Source organism: Luteirhabdus pelagi (genome assembly GCF_016827595.1).
In the GTDB taxonomy this organism is placed as follows: domain Bacteria; phylum Bacteroidota; class Bacteroidia; order Flavobacteriales; family Flavobacteriaceae; genus Luteirhabdus; species Luteirhabdus pelagi.
Map to the genome: position 1 here is coordinate 915,985 of NZ_JAECMS010000001.1, position 19,285 is coordinate 935,269.

The 19,285-nt window shown below is 36.8% G+C and carries 20 protein-coding genes; 2 read left to right on the forward strand and 18 right to left on the reverse strand.

From position 1 onward, the window contains the following. Positions 1 to 193: 193 nt before the first annotated feature. The 17 genes from I4Q58_RS04190 to I4Q58_RS04270 form a co-directional block, all read right to left on the reverse strand. Positions 194 to 778, reverse strand: a complete 585-nt coding sequence (locus I4Q58_RS04190; protein ID WP_203293999.1) for a hypothetical protein — start codon at positions 776 to 778, stop codon at positions 194 to 196. 233 nt (positions 779 to 1,011) lie between these two features. Next, a complete protein-coding gene (locus tag I4Q58_RS15685; protein ID WP_203294001.1) occupies positions 1,012 to 1,176 on the reverse strand; it encodes a nucleotidyl transferase AbiEii/AbiGii toxin family protein in 165 nt (54 codons plus the stop codon). 3 nt (positions 1,177 to 1,179) lie between these two features. Further along, positions 1,180 to 1,683 carry a HigA family addiction module antitoxin gene (locus tag I4Q58_RS04200; RefSeq protein WP_203294003.1) on the reverse strand — a complete coding sequence of 168 codons (504 nt, stop codon included), beginning with the start codon at positions 1,681 to 1,683 and terminating at the stop codon, positions 1,180 to 1,182. Positions 1,684 to 1,866: 183 nt separating this feature from the next. Continuing rightward, positions 1,867 to 2,775, reverse strand: coding sequence for a T9SS type A sorting domain-containing protein (locus tag I4Q58_RS04205; RefSeq protein ID WP_203294005.1), 909 nt, complete (start codon positions 2,773 to 2,775; stop codon positions 1,867 to 1,869). A 66-nt stretch (positions 2,776 to 2,841) separates the two neighbouring features. Continuing rightward, a complete protein-coding gene (locus I4Q58_RS04210) occupies positions 2,842 to 3,333 on the reverse strand; it encodes a hypothetical protein (RefSeq protein ID WP_203294007.1) in 492 nt (163 codons plus the stop codon). A 132-nt stretch (positions 3,334 to 3,465) separates the two neighbouring features. Beyond that, a complete protein-coding gene (locus tag I4Q58_RS04215) occupies positions 3,466 to 4,533 on the reverse strand; it encodes a S41 family peptidase (protein WP_203294009.1) in 1,068 nt (355 codons plus the stop codon). Between the two features lie 160 nt (positions 4,534 to 4,693). Next, complete coding sequence (locus tag I4Q58_RS04220; protein WP_203294011.1) at positions 4,694 to 5,593, reverse strand: hypothetical protein; 900 nt, start codon at positions 5,591 to 5,593, stop codon at positions 4,694 to 4,696. Next, on the reverse strand, positions 5,586 to 6,182 hold the full coding sequence (locus I4Q58_RS04225; RefSeq protein ID WP_203294013.1) for a peptidoglycan recognition protein family protein: 597 nt from the start codon (positions 6,180 to 6,182) through the stop codon (positions 5,586 to 5,588). The genes I4Q58_RS04220 and I4Q58_RS04225 overlap by 8 nt, the downstream gene beginning before the upstream one ends. A 393-nt stretch (positions 6,183 to 6,575) precedes the next feature. Beyond that, entirely contained in the window at positions 6,576 to 7,796 is a 1,221-nt protein-coding gene (locus I4Q58_RS04230) for an erythromycin esterase family protein (RefSeq protein WP_203294015.1), read from the reverse strand. Positions 7,797 to 8,583: 787 nt separating this feature from the next. Next, entirely contained in the window at positions 8,584 to 9,108 is a 525-nt protein-coding gene (locus tag I4Q58_RS04235; protein ID WP_203294017.1) for a YozE family protein, read from the reverse strand. 224 nt (positions 9,109 to 9,332) lie between these two features. Further along, on the reverse strand, positions 9,333 to 9,521 hold the full coding sequence (locus I4Q58_RS15760; protein ID WP_203294019.1) for an SH3 domain-containing protein: 189 nt from the start codon (positions 9,519 to 9,521) through the stop codon (positions 9,333 to 9,335). Positions 9,522 to 9,529: 8 nt separating this feature from the next. Then, on the reverse strand, positions 9,530 to 9,853 hold the full coding sequence (locus I4Q58_RS04245; RefSeq protein ID WP_203294021.1) for a hypothetical protein: 324 nt from the start codon (positions 9,851 to 9,853) through the stop codon (positions 9,530 to 9,532). Between the two features lie 260 nt (positions 9,854 to 10,113). Next, on the reverse strand, positions 10,114 to 10,512 hold the full coding sequence (locus I4Q58_RS04250; RefSeq protein ID WP_203294023.1) for a helix-turn-helix domain-containing protein: 399 nt from the start codon (positions 10,510 to 10,512) through the stop codon (positions 10,114 to 10,116). Positions 10,513 to 10,624: 112 nt separating this feature from the next. Beyond that, positions 10,625 to 10,861 carry a hypothetical protein gene (locus I4Q58_RS04255; RefSeq protein WP_203294054.1) on the reverse strand — a complete coding sequence of 79 codons (237 nt, stop codon included), beginning with the start codon at positions 10,859 to 10,861 and terminating at the stop codon, positions 10,625 to 10,627. A gap of 675 nt (positions 10,862 to 11,536) precedes the next feature. Then, positions 11,537 to 14,635 (reverse strand): hypothetical protein, encoded by a 3,099-nt coding sequence (locus I4Q58_RS04260; RefSeq protein WP_203294056.1) that lies wholly within the window; start codon positions 14,633 to 14,635, stop codon positions 11,537 to 11,539. 43 nt (positions 14,636 to 14,678) lie between these two features. Then, a complete protein-coding gene (locus I4Q58_RS04265; protein WP_203294058.1) occupies positions 14,679 to 15,422 on the reverse strand; it encodes a hypothetical protein in 744 nt (247 codons plus the stop codon). A gap of 20 nt (positions 15,423 to 15,442) precedes the next feature. Continuing rightward, complete coding sequence (locus I4Q58_RS04270) at positions 15,443 to 16,093, reverse strand: hypothetical protein (RefSeq protein ID WP_203294059.1); 651 nt, start codon at positions 16,091 to 16,093, stop codon at positions 15,443 to 15,445. A gap of 228 nt (positions 16,094 to 16,321) precedes the next feature. Between I4Q58_RS04270 and I4Q58_RS04275 the strand changes: the two genes are divergently transcribed. Further along, entirely contained in the window at positions 16,322 to 17,056 is a 735-nt protein-coding gene (locus I4Q58_RS04275) for a LytR/AlgR family response regulator transcription factor (RefSeq protein ID WP_203294060.1), read from the forward strand. Between the two features lies 1 nt (position 17,057). Then, positions 17,058 to 18,482 carry a sensor histidine kinase gene (locus tag I4Q58_RS04280; RefSeq protein ID WP_203294061.1) on the forward strand — a complete coding sequence of 475 codons (1,425 nt, stop codon included), beginning with the start codon at positions 17,058 to 17,060 and terminating at the stop codon, positions 18,480 to 18,482. A gap of 100 nt (positions 18,483 to 18,582) precedes the next feature. Here the strand turns inward: I4Q58_RS04280 and I4Q58_RS04285 are convergent, their stop codons facing one another. Then, positions 18,583 to 19,092: a DUF6922 domain-containing protein gene (locus I4Q58_RS04285; RefSeq protein WP_203294063.1), complete on the reverse strand. Its 510-nt coding sequence runs from the start codon at positions 19,090 to 19,092 to the stop codon at positions 18,583 to 18,585. Positions 19,093 to 19,285 lie beyond the last annotated feature (193 nt).

Genomic DNA, 19,285 nt, shown 5'->3' on the forward strand with positions numbered 1-19,285 from the left:
TTTCCTACTAAAATTATCGTCATTATTACGATCTTATGTGGTCTCTTTAAGTTGTTATGAAAGAAAACTTGTACTAACAACAAAGTATTGGTCATCTGTAGAATTGGATGCGAAAATGGAGTAGAGGCGAAAGGTTACTTAACCTAAATTATTCAAACTGTATCATTTTCTTTTAGGCATAACCGAATCTATATCAATCAACTATTTGAGGAACCGCTTCGTTTGATCTGATTAACCACTTATCGTCATATATGTTTTTGTAAACAATCTCAATTACCGAGGTTGCCCTTTCGCTTACCTCTCTGCTGCCAACCTCATAAGGAAATTTGAACAACCGACTTAGTGCGACCCTAGAGGTAGTATCCGTTATTTTCTCAAATATCTTGACTCTATCATTCTGCGAAATTATAGAGCCGGTATATAGTCTATTGAAATAGGTTGTCTCTTCCTTCTGATAACCAGGAACCCGTGATATATAGGAATATGGATCTAAGTCATAAGAATTTCCATTTTCAACAATCCTAACTTCATCAATAAATGCAGGCCCTAGCCCTTGATTTATCACAAATAAATTCTCCTTTACGCCTATACTATCTTGTGAAATACTGTATCCGATTCTTAGGCTCGGCATCACTGACGCCTTCTGTTCCTTTCGAATAAGGTTGGTCTGGTAGAATATCATGAAAAGCGTACCCAAGCTCACAATAATTGCTGAAATACTAACAACCCTATCAGCGTTCCATTTACTTATCGAAGCGAAATACTTTTTCTTTTCCAAATCCGAAATTTATAAATTATCAAAACCACAACGGATACGTTAAGTGGCTCGACTACCAATTTACACAATTTTGATTTAGCAGTTTTTACCCACGTTCTAGAATGGAAAGGATACAACCAAATCTAACGTAAAAGAACGACCTCCAATAATCCATTGTACTCAAGAAAAGTGAATATCGAGGTGTACTATATTTCAATATTGATGTAAAAAATACTTGAGAAAATAGTAAAATGTCACTTTGTGACAGCATGTTCTATATCAACGGATTCCCTATGTCCTAGTTGGAGACTGAGTGAAGTACCTCCCACCATTCTAAAATTATCAAATTCCTCGGCAACCATTAATTTTGTAAGCGCATCCCACAGGCTTTTGGAAACGGTATTCAAATATAATTTCATACGTTACATTAGATTATGGTCCATTGCATTCTTTTCAAAGAAAGGTAGATAGCTTTTTAATGATTTAATTTCTTTAGAAACCACATTTCTAACATAAAAGGAAATGATTTCATTTATCTCATCTTTGGTCCCTCTCTCCAATATTCTTTTAATCACAGATCTTTTATTTTTATCCCAATCTATGGTATCAAAGTTCGTATCCCAAAAGAGAATCCTTCTTATTTTAGTGAAATTAGGAATAGTCCTTACTTTAGCAGCGGCCTCCTTTACATCGTAGCTTGCCTGCAATAGCATGAAGTAATCCTTCTCAGTACCAAATACATTTGCCAACTTAATGGAGAGCTTTGGGTTAATATTTCTCCTTTTATTAAGAATGGCACTTATGGTTTGTTTATGCTCACCAATGGCAGCTGCCAGCTGACTACTTTTGAGATTACGATTATCAAGCTCCCATCGAATTAACGCACCAGGATGAATACCTTTTATTTTTCCTAAACTTGGCAACATAAAGAAGTTAAATTTACCCGTAAAAACAACATAAATCAAAAAAGTAAACAAAATTGTTTACTTCTAAATTGCTTTCAACTGAAATCAATAGCTGCCTATCGAAGCTTGAAGGCCTTCACCCACAACCTATTTCTTTTTATAATTTGCCTCTTATACAGCAATTTCTATTCTTATGCATCATTTTTATTTGACTATCCGAACAACATATATCTGTTTGTCTTTTTTGTCATGAATTCTAACAAAATACACTCCATCTAGCATTGCAATTTTCCCAATTTCAATACCATCAGCACCGGCATGGCTGCCCTGATGTATTATTTCTCCCAGCGTATTAACCACCTCCCACTTAAGGTCCGTCCTATCTTTGCCAATCTTTATTACCGAATTGTCTGTAATTGGGTTTGGATAGACCAAGATATCAGTATTATTTTTGAGACCATCCATACCTAGCACCACCTCATCGAAGCCACATTCCATATATTCGATTGCATTTTCCAAGCTATCGAGAATTGGATATAAGTCACCAGTAGCAGCGATGGTGACAACTCTAACTAGCACTCCGGATTGTGAAGATGGAAAGGTTTTCTCCACAGCTGTTATATTGTTCGTTAGCGTAGCTAGATCCTCATTTGATACGGTTTCCACACCTTCGATGAAATCGATGAAATCATTCTTATCAAAATCATTCGGAACTGTTTCGATATATAGTAGGGGCAGGTATTGAAATTCCCCCTCATCATTGGAACAGTCGTTCTCTACGCAAAAATGAAAATTGATAGCGTTTTCCAATTCGGATAGGATTGGGTAGATTTCGGATTGCGCCTCGATGGTCACCACCTCACCCGTTGCCATGGGAAATATTTTATAAACAGCGATAACTTCTGTGGATAGCGTGTTTAAATCATCAGCAGCAATATCATCAAGAGCCGTTATGTGTGATAAAAAGTCGTTTTTATCAAAATCTACCGGTACTTCGGCAATATTTAACTCGGCCCGGTACTCATAGTTGCCGTCGTATTGTAAACAATCATTTTGGCTAAAAGCAAGGGAAATATTTAGTACCAAGGACAGCGTAAATACTATCCTTTTCATATTTTCAATTTTAATCATGGTTATATATTGAAGGCATTATTGGTTGATTTTAAAACAACTTTTCGCTCATTGCCCTACATACTTCGCAGGTATTTCTAAACTTTCACGCTCTACAGTCCATAAAAGGCTAACTATCCACCATCGGTTATCATAATAGGTTAACTGATAGCTATTCACACCTCTTTCTTCAACACCCTCGGAATCCTTGCCATAAAAACTTTGAAACACTTGCGCGATTCCGTTATACTCGTCCACTATTTTATGAATTTCCTTTTCGAGATACCCTTCTTCATAATAAGGATCTTTTAAGAGATTAAGAAAGTCATCAAGCGATACCGTTTCAGCTTTTGCATCATCAGCCACTGTAAGTATGGCAGAGGGGTGAAATAAATTCCTAACTGCTGTGGTATCCATTTTCTCTCCCTTTTCTATAGTTATTTGGTCAAGTAGTTCGTTGATAATGCCATCAATGGATGCAACCGGAACCATATTCCTTTCCTGAGCTGCCGAATTATTTAAGGTTATAAAGGAAAGTATTGCGCAAAGAAGGTATTTCATAAAATGTCTATTAATTATTGCTAACAGGATTTTTGACGTAAAATCAAATTACGAATTTTTCAGATAAGCCTGTTTAAAGTAATTCTTTAATAATCATCAGAGCAATTTACGTTATGCGTTGTTAGCAGTTGTTTATTGATTAATCAGATCAATAGCTTCTATAATAACTTGATCCCTTCCAGTTATTATATCTTCATGAGTATTTTTCACCTCTATATCTGGTTCTACTCCAATTCCCTCAAAATTTTTCATATTGGCCGAGAAATACTTTTGATGTGATAAGGTCGCCAACCATCCGTTTGGCAATTTAAAATCAAACATGTCTGAGAATATCCCATTTGTGTTATCTCCAAGAATACTTACATATGGTAATTCTTTCATCGCTAGGGCAAAGACCTCGGCAGCGCTTGCTGTTAGGTCACTTGTCAAGATCACAATGGGTCCTGTATATTGGACTTGCCCAGCGGGTGATATGTGGCTTATAACCATTTTTTTGTATCTCGAAGTACCATTTATTCTTTCTTTTTTTAAGAACCCAACTCTTTTTTTATCGGTAAACCTGCTTGCTATAATCATTGAATTTTTATCATCGCCGCCACCGTTGAACCTTATGTCAATAATAACCCCCTTCAAACCTTTAAAATTTTTGACCGCATCATCTATATATCTTTTATATTCTCTTGAGCTCAGTTTCCCCATAGATAGAATTCTCAAGTATCCAAAATCTTCCGACTTATAATATTCTAATGTACTGTTCCCTGAGTTGCCAATATGAATGAACCCATTCTCTCTTAATGTACTATCAGTGGTTTTCAATAGTTTATATATTGTGTACTTATCATTTTTTGATAGTGGGAATCGTTCCAGAAACTTAGAGGGACTACCGTCATCTCCCCTCTTGAGTACCTTTCCCTTTCTCCCGTATTCAATTAGGTTTACGTGGCCATCTTTTAGCTCGAGAAGCATTTTGTTACAGACCTTAAATAAACTATCATTTGTGGTGCGTTCATTGATAAGTGGACGATAGGCCTTATAAACAGAGTCCCAGTTTACGTTTTTTAATTCAAAATTTGCATATCTATCATTGAACACACTCCATAATTTATCAAAATTTTTAACTGGATTATCTATTCGATCAACCTGTGCAAATAAGGAGGCGAAAGATAGTAGTAGATGAAGAACCATAATTTTTCTAGCCATAATTTTTAATTAAATAACCGCTAACGATCTTGAAAAGGAATAGCAGCATATTTTTACACACTAATTTTTCGGTTTTATAATGACTTTTGATTTATTAATTTTCCTAATCTTAAGCACAAATACCGTTATTTTTTATATGCGTTGATACACAAAGTAATTATTACATAAACCATAGTTCAATTGTACCTTGTGATGTTTTTGATTGTAGGCTTGGAATATATTTTATTTCAATTTTTTTATTACGATTTCTTTCAATCTCACTTTTAATTAAATTAACTAAATCAATATCTTCTTCGAAATAGTATCGTATCTCATTTTTATTATTAACCTCTCTGTTTTCAATTAATTCTATGCCCAATGCATTTAAGCCTAGCAAATTCAAATCATTCATTATTTTATTAATCTCATCTCTTTGATTTTCATTATAGATATGCAAGTATATCTTATTTCTTTTTTTATAAGTATTATTAATATCTAACATCAATGGCTCGGCTTTAATTCTTTCTATATTCGCATTTTTAATTTCCAATTGTTGTTTTTCTTCTATTTGCGATTTATTTAGAGTGTCTTCTTTTTTTAGCTTTAAAAGCTCTGCCTTTGTAATTGAATCTTCTTTTTTGAATATTCTGTAATCTTCCTCAACCACTTTTAAATATTTGACCCATCCAGTTCTAAGTTTTTCAGAAGGAGAAACATTTGAATAAAATTGAGCCAGTAGTAATCTATTCTTTGGGTTCTCGTGAAACACAACTGTTTTATTAGCATATCTATCATACATTTGTAACTCTATAAGACCTCTCTCTCTGTCTTTGAAACCCCAATTAATAACAAATGTTATCAGAGTAAGGCCTACTGTACCAATCAACCATTTTACAATGTCAACCTTTAATTTATACTTTTCGAATTCTTCAGAAAAAGTTGCGTATTTATTTTGTGAATTATCTGGGACTCTAAACAAATTTTCGAATTTAATATCCTCGACTTTATTAGTTGATGGATAAGTAGATTTTCTTAAATTCTCTTTTAGTTCATCTTCGGTTATATCAAAATTCTCAGACATAATCATTTTTTTTAGTTATCAGAGGAAGTAAATTTTTTTTGAAATCGTTTACTTTGTTCCCACCAAAAAAATTAGTCCCAGGACAAGTTTTATTTGTGTTCTTAGGGCCTCCATTGTTACGTTTACCACTGCCTAGGTGAAACCAATGATGGTAAACAATAGAACTGTCATTTGCCTGTAAATTAAATTTTATCAGAAATACCTTCAATACATTTAAAATACTTTCTTTTTGTAGGTCCGTCATATTATCCTTATCGGTATCAAAATCTCCTACGTTTTCGATACATATAGCACCGGTATTATTGTATTTTATTCCAGCAGGTTTAGTGTCAATAGGTCTACATACCATTATTAATCCATCAGGGAAAATTGTTATATTTTGCCCAATTTGATTAAACCCTCTATTTAAGTGCGAAGTTTCCATACTTTGACATAATTTGAAATGATTGTTCGTATCAAAATGTCTATATGCTGGAATCCAAGTATGATGCAATTGTAGGTTGTCAACTTTTCTACTAAACCTCTGCTGCTCAGTCCAAATCTCAAACTCAGCATTATTAAATAGCTTAAATTTTCCTACCTGTTTCATTATTGTTCAATTTTTGGGAACCTTTTTATATAATCAATAAAATCACTTATTCCAGTTCACCCATTCCTATAAACAGATGATCTCATTACATATTACAGCGCCTTTTCACCCCCTTACCAATTTCAACAAATAAAAAGCCCTCTCCTAGCCTAAACTGGGGAGAGGGCCATTCAAAACTTTCCAAGCGGCTTCCCTTTTAGTGGAAGCCTATTAGCAATTCTGTCTAAATATAAAACTTTTATTTTAAACGAAACGGTCTTGCCTATCGTATAGCTGTGTAGTTTTTAGTTTACATACTATTCCGATTGGGTGGACAAGGTGGTTCCCCGAAATCTTTTTCAAACATAACCGTCTCAGGCAATATTTATCCCTATACGTAGTTGGCAAACATTTTTACTGTTCTTTAATCAACGTTGGTATATCACTAAACTGAATAAAAAAGAGTCCATCAAATCTGTCTTTAGCAATGAATTCAGCTGTATTTCCATTGTTTTCCATTCCTAAAAGCAGCTCGTTGGTAAAATCCTGTTTGTTATGGTTTCTTAAGTCCAACACGAATTTTTCTTTTTGAAATTGATTAAGGTGATACGCAAGATACTTAGGGTCGCTATGCTCAAAATCAAATGCCCCATTATAGGTCAGGTTTTTACCACTATACACCACTGCTCCAATTGAATAATATTTATCGCCAAAAGCTTTTTTAAGATTATGCCCGATCCAATTGACATTGTAGTTCGGTTTGGTCTTGTTTTCAATATGGCTGTTTTGAGCCCAAATAATAATTTTTGATGTAGGGTCGGATTCTTTGAAGGATTTTACGATTTCAAATAATGATCTATCCCTTATGTTATCCGCTATTGGCCAGCTCATTATCTCACCAATATTGATTTTCGAGTAGGTCTCTATAAAAATTTCATTTGATCTTTTTAGCGCATCAATTTCATTTTTTGTTGTTCCTGATGTAAGCAAATTATCTAGGTTTTTATCCAAAAAAGCGTCGTAACTGTTTAAAAACCCAATAAACCTGTCTCGTTGATTGTTGAATGACAATGTATCTTTGTCATTTTCATATTGATAGAGATAATTAAAACTTTTCATTTCCAACGGGACCGAATTTGCCAATATTGAATCCAATGGTTGGGCAATCTCGGACATTCGCTTAATAAGATAGTTTTGCTGTGGTTGGCAGTCGAAACCTTGGATTTTTAATTTCCCATCTTGTAGTTTTACATAGTTTACAAGATTTTCAATTTCTTCTGAGTTGTAATAAAAGTTTGAGCTAAAAACGCTTGTATATTCTTTAGTTGATAATGCGTCCAATTGTTCCCAGGCTAATGCGGCATCACCAAATCCCGATTCGAAAAGGATCAAATCAAACCCTAATTCTTGATGTAGGAACTTAACTAGTTCTGTTTTCGCTGAAAATACCGCTCCCAGGCCGTGCGTATTTTCGCCAATGGCAATTATTTCTACCTCCTTTAAGGTCTCTTTCAGTCCCGAAAGGTTTTCAAACGTTTCTAAGTTTGAAGTAAACTCAATTGTCGAACTAACTTTAGGCTGCGCGTTGCAAGCGCAAAAAAGTAGAACTATTATAAAAGTTAGATTTTTATTCATTCCGTTTTTTAAATGTTTGCAAGAGTATTGTTGAACAAAATGTTGCGACAACAATTTACTGTATTTTATAGAAATTACTTTTAGGTTAACCTTCCGCGAGGATGATTCCGAGGAGGAATCAACCGAGAAATTTGTGTTTCACGTTCTTGGCAAACGTTATTTTGTCAATTCAATTAATTTGTTATCTTTACCTCAAATGGATAAATGTTAGGTACTTATCTAGGACCAACAAAGGGACTAAAAGGACTAGCATTTAAATTTTGCAAAGGACTGCAAAGGACAAAAAACCAGTCATTCTTCGGCTGAAAAGGACTTCACCAAGACTTCGTTCACGTTTCCATTTTATTCAATCAATTTTAAACTTTAAGGCATTGAGCACATTTGATGCAGTTCAGGCTTTGCTAATATTACTTGAATGAGAATTGTAAGTCCTACTCACGAAATTTTGGAGTCAATTACGGATTTTTCCGTCGTTTTAATTAAATCTCCATTTCTGTTTTTAATCACTGTGATTATTATCTACTCTATACTCGGTAAATCCCGAAGACAATCAGTTAATGCAGAAATTGTAAAACTTATTAAGGCATTTAAAGGTCGTGGCTAACGCACTTTAATGTCTTGCTTAAAGGATTATATGAACTTTTGCCAACGGAACCGTACAACCACCGTCGGTATTGTTTGCTTGTGTTTTTATCTAATTGATAAATTAGACAACTTTAAGCATCATTTTCATTCAAGTAACCATTCAACCTTAATTGTAGTCAGACATGTTGACATTTCGTTATTTTTAGTCCGTTAAAGATAAGAGAAAGTCAAATTGAATTTCTTGACAACAAAAATTTATACTATTTCCGTCATTTATATTAGGACGAGTAAGCATATGACTCTGCACTTTTTCTCCATCTGAAATCTCCACCCACTTTTCATTCATTGTTTCAAGTTCTTTTAAGTCATTTATCACATTTTCAGGAAAATAATTTTCAACAGGAATTTTTATTAAATATCCACAAGACTCGACAAAAGATGTTGCTATTCCTTTCGCCATTGCGTCGTCAATAGATTTAATATTATTCTCTTTGAAATAGTTCAAAATAAATTTTAGAGTTTGATTATTTCTCTTTCGATATTCAGCTAGGAATTCTTGAAAAATTGAATTGGTTCCGCCTTGTATTGTCTTAAAATCTAAATACTCAATAATTTCTCTTTCAGGTTTTGACGAAGGAAAGTTTTCATCACTCAAAATATCGTTCGCTAAATCCCCAAATGGACTATCTAAAGAAGAACATTGTTTTATAAATTTATTTATTGTCATAATTTATTGGGTTTTTGCAATAATGAATATGAATTTGTTTTACACTAAAAAAATTAAAATCTCTAAAATCTGTCTTGTCCTGAAATAGGTCGACCTTTTTTTGGTTCATTTTTAATTTGCTAAAAGGTCAAAATTCTAAATTTTCTTTGTTCATTTTGAAGGAATTACGCTCGATTAAGCAATGAGCCCAACTATGGTCTAAATACACTGTTTACAACTTGGTTTTAATCATTTAAAACAACAACATATTTGTAGTGTACAAATCCAATTGTATTAGTTGATTTCACTTTTACTTTTACCCAATTTCCGGTCATTGCAAGAAAAATTAATTCCTGATATTCATTCAACCTTTCCAAAATTACATATTCGGTTCCAGGGCCAGCCCTTAAATTCAAAGCAATAGTATTCACCATCAAGGTTTTTAAATAGTATTCAGAAAACCTGTCATTCGGCAAGTAGTATATATCAGAGTTCGTGGTGGTGCTATTATTCCAAATATCATTTTTTGTGCTACTTCTTGTAGTGGTAGTTGAGCTTCGTGAAGTTGAAGGGTAGGCTGTCCTATTAGGTGAATAAGTTGGGGTCGTTGTTCTTCTTCTACCTCCGGAACAAACTCCGCAAGAACCTCCACTATTACAGTGTTTACAATACCTGCAATTTTTACAAGCTGTGCAATACGATGAGCCAGTGCATCTACCAATTTCTCCTTCACAGCAGGATGCAACGAGGTTTGTTTCTTGGGCAAACGAAGGTGTTAATCCAAAAATGAAACAAACAAAAAAAAGCAATATCGTAATAATAATATTTTTCATTTTTCAGCTTGTGCTAATTAATTATATCCTCACTAATACTATTTTTTACACGCAATTCCGTCCAAACAACTAGCTTGCTACTACAAAACTATTACACCCTCCCTTTAACCTGTTACGGTTTTCCACAATAAAAAAAGCCCTATCCAAGCCATTATTGGGGATAGGGCTTCTTACGAGTAATAAAGGAATGCTGTTACTTTTTAGACACTAAACCTTCTAAGTATTTCACCTTTTCCTTTTCGGCCGCTAACAACCGCTCGTACAGTTTTTTATTTTCTTCTACTGCTTCAACAAACTTGTCCAGAGGGTTGAAGGTGCAATGAGTATTAAAAGCACTTTGATCATGGAAGCTGTTGAAATAATTAAACACAGCATCTTCAGAAAAATTCTCGATACTTTCTTTGCTTACACCAAGTACCTTGGCCACCCGCTCCAACTTCTCCTCCTCTACCGTTTCACTGTTCTCCAATTGCGAGACACCCTGTTGGCTAATGCCCAGTTCTTCGGCCAGGGTTTCCTGTTTCATGCCGCGCAGTTCGCGGATACGGCTTATCTTTCTGCCAATGTGGTTGGTCTTTGCAGTTGTAGTCATACCTCAAATTTACTTATTTTTTTCAATACCTCGACATGCCTCACCCTATGGGGTAAAAAACACTCCGTTAGAGGCAACTATTTAAACTAGAATTGCTGCTACCCTAAAAGAACTACACCGCTACAGATCGTATATAAGACACATACTCGGTTTCATCCTTAAAAGAGCGTACATCCGTTATCCGTACTTCTTCTACATTTTCCAATTGCTCCGTTAGATAGTGGCGTACCGAGGTTTCATTTATAGCTTTTAATCCAATGGAAAGTTGCTCCAGCGGTAATCTGTTAACGGTAGCGCTGCCGTCCTTATATTTCATTTCACATTCTAAAATAGTATGGGTTGCTGTCATTGTAGTTTGGTTGTTTTGTAGTATTATTTCTTAACGGAAATGCAGTTGGTTTCTTATATGGCTTCCAAAACAAAAATTGATTTATGGGAAGAAGAGCCTCCATAAAAATGCCCTATCCAGTTTATGCTAGATAGGGCTACTTAACAATCAACCTCAAATTGGGGATATAATTCCAGTTTGAGCAATTTTTATAAATATACTATTTTCTTGGTTTGAATGGAGCTATCGTGACTTGGATTTTGTATGCTTGTTGACTATATTAACCAAGGCCTTCAAACATTCAAAAACAAAACTGGACTGGCTGGCAAAAATGGCATCTTTCCGTGAAACAAACACTGCTATTACTGGGCTGACGCAGCATTTACGTTAAAATCATAGCAATTCCTTCCTTAAACAGGTTTGGACCATGCTATTCAAGATCTTATGGATAAAGGGATCACAGAGTATTGGAAGTCTATGTAACATCGCGCAGCGTGTTACCCTCTTGCTATTCCTCCTAAGTGTAATTTGTAACTATTTTACATGGTCTTTGCATATATAAAATGGTGAGGCTTATCTAGGATATTTCATCGGAGGAATACCATTTAAAAGGAATTAGGGAAGATACAGGTTTAAATAATAAAAATAGTTTCTGAATCCTCTAAAGACAGGGTTCTAATGTTTCTCTGAAAATCCTTATTGTGAGCATGAGAAAGGACTTTCATCCCCCATTATCATACCTATGAGCGTATCGAGTCCTGAAATGGTACTGCCCGCATCTCCATTTGTAGCATATAGAATTTCCTTTTGGACTTCACAAGCAAATTCCTGTAGTACCTTTTTAACCTTATCGTCCATTCCAGTAGTATCCATTATCAGAATTGCTTCGGATGCTATTGCATACAGTTTTGTTAGCGTAACCCCATATTTGGCCACGATACCCAGTGATGTTGCCCCCGCGGTATTAAGAAAACCGCTCCCCTTGGTTATTTTTGCTACCTGATCCATTATATTGATAATCAACATAAGGATTTCCATGGTTTTCCCCAGCCCATCCGAATTGCTTTCGAACCTTCCGCCACCTGTGCCATCTGGCAACAAGGCATGGAGATGGCCTGTTTTGTCATCGATGCTAAAGAAAGCACGTGTACTTGCATTTTTATCAAAAACCTTAAACTTCGAGCCATAGCCCACTCGCTTTCTCCAATATAAATATTCACCACTTTCATGGGAAAGTTGGTCAAACCAATTATTTTCCTTTGCAGCTTCGAGGTTTATTGTAGTCTTATCTTCCAGTTCTGAAACCGTGCTGGCATTATAGGCATATTTTTCGCGAATGGCTAGGATAGCCGTTCCCTTTAACGTTTCCCTAAAGCTCTTACTCGGTGAAGAGCTTAAGGAAAAGTAATCTGCCGTTGGCAGGTAGTCAAACTTGATGACTGTTTTATCGGAAAGGAAGCCTGGGTTACCCGACTGGATTGCTACCCGCATTCCATTTGGAATTGTTATATGGTCTTCCGCTCTTGTATTGGGTAATGGTGCCATTAAGAAAGTACTGTCGGGAGCGAGTTTTAAAAAGCCCTGTTCAAAGGCGGTTTTTGCTTTCTGAAAGTCCTTTTTCAGTAGGGCTTCTCCCCATTCCCTCGTACTCAATCGAACCCGAAGAATATCTGTTAATGTATTGGAAAAGGTAGGCCCCGCTCCTTCAAAAAATAACTGAGCACCTCCAAACATACATTCATTGACCTCATCCACCATTTCCTTGGCAGGCTCCTTATCTTTTTCCAATTCGGGATCCCAGCCCGCCAACACCCTATTCACCGTATGATCCCTATCTTCGTATTTTAGATATAGTCCTATGATACTTGGACCCAATTGTTTGGATTCATGAGTTGGAAGAGTATAGGATGCCTTGCGAGAAATACGCTTGTCGAAGGTAACTTCAACCTCTCTATCCTCACCTTCGCCAATATTACTGTAGGTGAAAGTATAAGGGCTAATGGGCAAGGTGTTCAAAAATTCCACTATCGCCTCTAGGGTTTTTTTCTCATTCTCGACCGGAACATGTGTACCTCCTGTAATATCTGCCAATTTTTTGAAGGTCATCCGTTGTTTTTCATCCTTAGAGCTATTAACATCAAGAATTACGGCAGGGGCTCCATTTTCATAAATTGACTTGTTCTTTTCATCATAATCATCCCACACATGGCCATCGGTAGCAAAAACGATAAGGTCTGTAGTGGTACGGGAAGCTTTCAGCAACCATTTATATAGTTCAGAATTGGTTTCCCAATAAGTAATACTTGCTGCCGGATACTGAGCCGCAATCCTACCCCTAAGCTTGGAGACAAACTTTTTCATATTTTCCCCGCTATGGGAATCTGGCATACTTCCGGATCCGTCAACCATCAAAAGGATTCGAGGGGTCTGTTTATTGCTTTGCATTATAGCCCGAACGGGCTTACCATCTTCCTTTATAGCAAATCCTAGAGCCGAAAGGCCTTCTACCATATTTCCATGCTCATCTGTGGGGGTAACGCTCAACTTAACTTTTGGATATCCCACTGTCTTGGCTGTGACGGCGAGGTCTTTCACGGAACTTCGTAATTCCTCTGTGTCCTCCTGAACTATCTCTACATCATCAATCTTAACATTGCCCTTGTCAGAAGCAAGTTGGATTTGCTGTCCCGACAGGGTGATAGGGTGCCCAACCAGAGAACGGTCTGCCATATATTCCTCTGTTTCATCGATGGCCTGGAATGATATAGCAGGGGTAAAAGTATCCACGTTGCCGACGGGCGTAACGGCCATTTCCTCTAAAGTCAAGTTAGTAAGGAACTCTAGATTTAATTGCCTGCCCACGATTTCATTGGCCAACCAATTTCCTGAAATTAGTTCTTTTTCAACGTTTGGTTCGATTGAGTTCCTGTATGTAATTGATATGGCTATCCTCTCTTTATTTTCCTTTAGAGGCTTTGCATCACGGATATCCTGAACATCCCCCTTTAGACTTCCAAAAGGGATCGAAGCGTCAAACAAATGAGCATACTTGGTTGCCCCCTCATGCTCAAACTGCACCGCCGGGGTGTTATAATTATCCCATTTATAGTTGAATGAATTAAAATATCTATACTCTGGGGAAATGTTTAGCTGATCCCAGATTTCCTCCCCAAGTGCCTGAGCCTCGTCTTCTATCCCACTAATTTCATTGTTTTCTATATCATCTAGGGATCCATAGCCTAGTGCGGAAGCCCATCTTTCCAAGATTTCATCGGGTACATCAAGAGAAAAATCCCTTGGGGAGGGACGCAGGAAAAGAGATCTCACCTTTTCTTCTTCAAAATCTGTACGCTCCAATATAACCTTTGAAGACATATTGCTTTCCTGAAACATGTGGTTTAGCAGTTCTGCTTTTTCCCTGGCCGTAGCAAATCCACTTCGCAACACATATCGCATTCCCCATTTTGATATATCTAGGTCACCGACTTTTCTATTGCTTTCCGGTAAGAGCATAAAATCATCCCGAACAAAATGAAGCATTTTCTCAGGGTCTCCCTCCTTAATCAGGTGTTTCATTTTGCCCGGTAAGTGGGAAGTACTGTTTACTATAGCGTACAGTATTTCTTCCCAAACACTATATGGCGCCATACCGCTGCCTTCAATACTGGCGACTTGTGTTTCTTTATCGGTACAGGATTGCCAATAGGGCATAATATATAAGCCAACGCCACCTAATATCAGTTGCTTAAAAAACTTTCGACGTGCATTTTCTGATGTTTCCAATTTGGCTTTCATGAATGTTCACTACCCATTTGATTCAAAACTTGACTTACTTGAGCTACTCCTCAATAAAGATGAATTCTGTACCAGCAGGAATATTTGGTATTGTTTCATACGACCACTTAGAGATATAGTTCTTTCCGTTATTCCCTACATAAATTTCATCAGCGCTAACTTTAATAAGGTTCCAGCCTTCTTTGAAATCCAATTGGTAGGTAGTGGACTCATTATAAAACTCCTCTTGATTTCCCGTAAATGTTTTTGTTGTACATTCCCCCTTGACCTCGGCGGCTTCCCTCACGAAATACCAATCTAAATAATAGCCCTTAACAGGTTGAAGTTCGCCAAATGAGGCAAAGGCCACAGCAAAGTCTTCTGAATTGACGGCCATAAAGGCTCCATACATTTTCTTCTTCTCGATGTCTGCAATGGAATAACCTCCGAAGATTCCTAGGGAAAAAAGCTTCTGGCCACCATTTTGGACCATTACGCCGCCGTCACTGCATGAAAAAGCATCTTCCAACGTATTCAAGCTAAAGCTTCCATTTGATGAACCATTATTATAGGTCTGTATCGCCTTTTCCGACTCGGCCAATAGATTGTCCTTTAAAGGTACTGTAAATTTTCCTGACCCGTCTATTACCCCAATAGGAACAGGGTCTCCAATTAAGCTAATGACCTTAGCTTCTCCTTCCTGCCAATCGGATACCGTGCCTTCAAATGCTTGCTGTAATTTACAGCCACCTAGACAGAATATGGCAACTAGAAATAATGATAGGGCGAGTTTATGTATTTTAGCCATAAGTAAAGTGATTTATAGCGTTATTGCAGCTGATCTAAATTTATATCTTCCAAAGTTTCCCAGGTCTCGTCAACACCCATTTTCTTTGCCCGGACTTCAACATAAAACCTATCTTTATATAGAAAGTTTAGATGGGTATGATTTTGTTTTTTGAGGTAAGTCTGACGGGCCTCTATCCCGTTTCTCTCCACCTTTACCTCATGTCTATATTCATCCTCCTTTTCCATATCCATTTGGTACGTTGTACCAGCCATTAGAACCATACTTGCCACCGGCCCGGCGCCATCGACGACCTCAATCTTGAACTCCTTACCAGAATTATTATACCTACCCTGAATGGAACTTGCATTTCCGTAGGTTGCAGTGCCCACCTCATAGGATGACCTATCCATCCCGCTGACGGACAATGGGAGCCATTCCTTTAATTCTTCATTCGTCAGAGGCTCCATTTTTGATAGCTCCTCCACTTTTTCCTGCATGGAATTCGTGTTTTCCAACACGTTCACAACCGCGTTCGCATCATTTTTAGCATCCTCGATCTTATTCTTGGTTTCGTCCTTGCATGACATCAAAAAAACCATGAGAAGGACAGTCATAAAGATTCTTCCTACAGCTACCCGACAAGTTAGCTTATAGAAAATATTATCATTTCTTGTTGCTATGGATTTCATAATTATTGGGTTTTCAAACAAATTTTCTGAATTTATATCCCAATCCAAACAGCCTCTTCATATGTGGTAACAAATAGTTCATAAATGGAAAATGAGAAAAGGGATACAACTATTATCTAATTTGCGTTCTATGAAAAAAATACTACCATTTAAAAGGTTTGCAGGACAAGTCATGTACCTCCCCAATGAAGAGTTAGAAGAAATAAATACCTTTATAAAAATGTTTCCATGATACAATGTGTGATAATTGACGATGAGAAAAATGCGATAGAGGCGTTAGCCCTAGAGCTATCCAACTACGAGATTGTAAGCATAGAAAATACATTTACTTCTTCCAAACAAGCACTGGATTTCGTATTGAGTCATCCTGTGGATGTAGTATTTCTCGACATTGAAATGCCTGAGATAAATGGGATGGAATTTGCTGAAAAGATCAAGCCTTTAGGCTCGCTCGTGATCTTCACCACTGCCTATAGTGAATACGCTGTGGAGGCAATCAAGAAAGGCGCCTTCGACTACTTGCTTAAACCCATCGACACAGAGGATTTGGAACAGTGCATCAATAAGATTATCGAAAAGCAGAATGCACTGAATATTGAAAAAAGATTGAACGATGCGTTCACCAAATTAAACAGCAATACTGAAATTCCCAGCAAGATAAAAATTCCTACCGAAGGGAAATTACATTACGTAAGGCCACAAGAAATACTATATTGTAAGGCAGATGGCAGCTACACCCATTTCTTTACCGTAGATGAAACCCCTTTAATGGTATCCCAACGCCTAAAAAAGGTTTCGGCCTGGCTTCCCGATCAGATATTCTATCGAGTCCATAATTCCTACATAGTGAATATTGAAAAGATCAAGGAGTTCAATCGCAACGAGAACTATATTTTGTTGGAGGACGGAACGTCAATTCCCGTTTCCAGGCAAAGAAAGGGAGATCTATTAAAAAATACTTAGGATGGATTTCTTAGTTGTCTTGGAAGCCATATTTTGGGCGTTCAGCTTGAGCCTGTTATTGCTTTTCGGTTCAATGTCAGCAATAATTTACAGTAAAAACAAAAAGCCTGTATATCGCTATTATGCTATCTATGCTCTTTTCTTGATCCTGTACCTATTCTTGAAAGTTGACTTCCTATATCCTACTGTAAATGTCTATGCCCTATTCACTCTTAAGTTCAGTTCTTTGATATACAATTGGTTTGTTCAGGTTGTTTATTTGAATTATTTGGTCCTCTTCGGTGTTTATTTTTTAGATGTGGATATACACTATCCGAAACTAACGAGTTTTATAAAACGGTATCGCACTTACAGTATCCTTGTAAGTTTATTGGTCGCTATCATCGATTTAGCAACGTTGGATATTTATCTCTACAAACATTATTTCCTTCTTGTCTTCGTACCTATCCACCTATTTGTTGGCATATATGTGCTATCCAAAGGGTTTAAACTAAACAGTTCTTCCAAGCACTATTATTTCGTAGGTATTACGCTGTATCTCATACTATCGTTCAGCGCATTGTTTGCCAAACCATTCAACCTCAATTTCTTAGAAGGACATACCATCATTATTTTTTATTGGGCGGTAATAATTGAAACAAGCCTGTTTTCGATAGGGTTGATTAAAAAGGTGGTGAATGTTTACCAAGAAAAAATGCAGATACAACTGGATCTAAACATTACCCAGAAAAAGCTACAGAATGAGTTAAAGGAAAAAGTCTTCCTCCAAAAAAGGGAAAATAAGTTTTTACAGGAACAAAAGGAAAAGCAACAGTTGAAAACGGAGTTAGCCCTGATCCGTAACCGAGTATTTCGCAGTAAGATGGATTCGCATTTTGTATTTAATGTCCTGAATTCCATTAAACTCTTTATTCTACAAAATGACCTCAGGAAAGCTTCGAGCTATTTAGGAAAGTTTGCCAAGTTTATCCGCCGGGTTTTGGAGATGAGCGACAACATCAATCTACGGGAAGAAATAGAGAATATTGAGCTTTACCTAAGCATCGAAAACATGAGGTTTGATGATTCCCTTGATTATACCATTGATATTGAGAACAGTTTAGACCTGCGTGAATACAAAATACCCTCCTTTATACTGCAACCCTTTATAGGAAATGCCCTATGGCATGGCTTACGCGAAAAGAAAGGAAGGAAACGACTTTCCATTACTATCAAGGAGGCAAATGGGAATTGCAAAGTTACCATTGAGGACAATGGAATAGGAAGAGCGAGAAGCGCCCTTAAAAACAAAAGCCTGAATAAAGAATCGCTAGGATTAAAAATCGTAAAAAATAGAATTGACCTGTTCAATAGGGAGAACAATACGAATATCCATTTTAAGATAACAGATTTAGAACAGGGAACCCGGGTTGTCCTCATGCTCTAATACAGTATATGCCTATCATGCGGCATTAACCCTGAAAGTACGTTTGGATTATTTCTAGAAACTTTTTTCCAACGTTCATCGCTCCATTAAGAGCTAGGCTTTATCCTTTGAGACCATATTTTTGTATATTCCTTTCCGTTAGCGGATGCCTGATACGAATATTCTTTACTTCCCTTTGAAGACATGTTTTACCGTAAAACGAAATTAGTTCAAGGATTTCCTTTTGGTTTCCCTGCTCCAAAACCCGTTCCACGATGAACGTTTTGTTTTTTTGCCAATCCAACCGGTAAAGATCCCTCTCCCCAAATAGTGTACTCCTAAATTTATATAATCTTGGGCGCTTTTTTGGTTCGTTGTTGAGCGCTACCCCAACGTCATAACTGGACTGTAATAGCATAAAGTAATCCGCGTCCACATCGAACACCCTTCCAAGTTTTATGGAGAGCCTGAGATTAATATGTCGTCGGTCATTGAGGATAGCACTAATGACCTGTCTATGCTCGTTTATGGATTTAGCAAGACAGATGATGGTTAAGGACTTCTCTTCAAGTCCTTTGCGCAAAATGGTTCCGGGGGAAGAACCCTTTGCCTTTTCAAATTTGGGCAACATAAGTAGGTTTGTTGTGATAATGGGGTTATCAATATTCTTGACGACTAACCGTTCGACGGTAAATATATCTAATTTTTATATATGGTAAAGGGAGTTCGATTGTATCCTGTGACTTAATCACCATTATTGTGAAAAGTTCTAGCAATTGAAGTTTAAGGGCTGGTTAAACGCATCTTTTGTTAATTCTTTCTAT

Excerpts from the sequence above, each read along its gene's own strand:
- I4Q58_RS04275 (WP_203294060.1), top strand. The coding sequence starts at position 16,322 with ATGATACAATGTGTGATAATTGACGATGAGAAAAATGCGATAGAGGCG.
- I4Q58_RS04270 (WP_203294059.1), bottom strand. The coding sequence starts at position 16,093 with ATGAAATCCATAGCAACAAGAAATGATAATATTTTCTATAAGCTAACT.
- I4Q58_RS15760 (WP_203294019.1), bottom strand. The coding sequence starts at position 9,521 with ATGGTGAATACTATTGCTTTGAATTTAAGGGCTGGCCCTGGAACCGAA.
- I4Q58_RS04280 (WP_203294061.1), top strand. The coding sequence starts at position 17,058 with ATGGATTTCTTAGTTGTCTTGGAAGCCATATTTTGGGCGTTCAGCTTG.
- I4Q58_RS15685 (WP_203294001.1), bottom strand. The coding sequence starts at position 1,176 with ATGAAATTATATTTGAATACCGTTTCCAAAAGCCTGTGGGATGCGCTT.
- I4Q58_RS04220 (WP_203294011.1), bottom strand. The coding sequence starts at position 5,593 with ATGTCTGAGAATTTTGATATAACCGAAGATGAACTAAAAGAGAATTTA.
- I4Q58_RS04235 (WP_203294017.1), bottom strand. The coding sequence starts at position 9,108 with ATGACAATAAATAAATTTATAAAACAATGTTCTTCTTTAGATAGTCCA.
- I4Q58_RS04285 (WP_203294063.1), bottom strand. The coding sequence starts at position 19,092 with ATGTTGCCCAAATTTGAAAAGGCAAAGGGTTCTTCCCCCGGAACCATT.
- I4Q58_RS04210 (WP_203294007.1), bottom strand. The coding sequence starts at position 3,333 with ATGAAATACCTTCTTTGCGCAATACTTTCCTTTATAACCTTAAATAAT.
- I4Q58_RS04230 (WP_203294015.1), bottom strand. The coding sequence starts at position 7,796 with ATGAATAAAAATCTAACTTTTATAATAGTTCTACTTTTTTGCGCTTGC.
- I4Q58_RS04260 (WP_203294056.1), bottom strand. The coding sequence starts at position 14,635 with ATGAAAGCCAAATTGGAAACATCAGAAAATGCACGTCGAAAGTTTTTT.
- I4Q58_RS04225 (WP_203294013.1), bottom strand. The coding sequence starts at position 6,182 with ATGAAACAGGTAGGAAAATTTAAGCTATTTAATAATGCTGAGTTTGAG.
- I4Q58_RS04200 (WP_203294003.1), bottom strand. The coding sequence starts at position 1,683 with ATGTTGCCAAGTTTAGGAAAAATAAAAGGTATTCATCCTGGTGCGTTA.
- I4Q58_RS04265 (WP_203294058.1), bottom strand. The coding sequence starts at position 15,422 with ATGGCTAAAATACATAAACTCGCCCTATCATTATTTCTAGTTGCCATA.
- I4Q58_RS04250 (WP_203294023.1), bottom strand. The coding sequence starts at position 10,512 with ATGACTACAACTGCAAAGACCAACCACATTGGCAGAAAGATAAGCCGT.
- I4Q58_RS04205 (WP_203294005.1), bottom strand. The coding sequence starts at position 2,775 with ATGAAAAGGATAGTATTTACGCTGTCCTTGGTACTAAATATTTCCCTT.
- I4Q58_RS04215 (WP_203294009.1), bottom strand. The coding sequence starts at position 4,533 with ATGGCTAGAAAAATTATGGTTCTTCATCTACTACTATCTTTCGCCTCC.
- I4Q58_RS04255 (WP_203294054.1), bottom strand. The coding sequence starts at position 10,861 with ATGACAGCAACCCATACTATTTTAGAATGTGAAATGAAATATAAGGAC.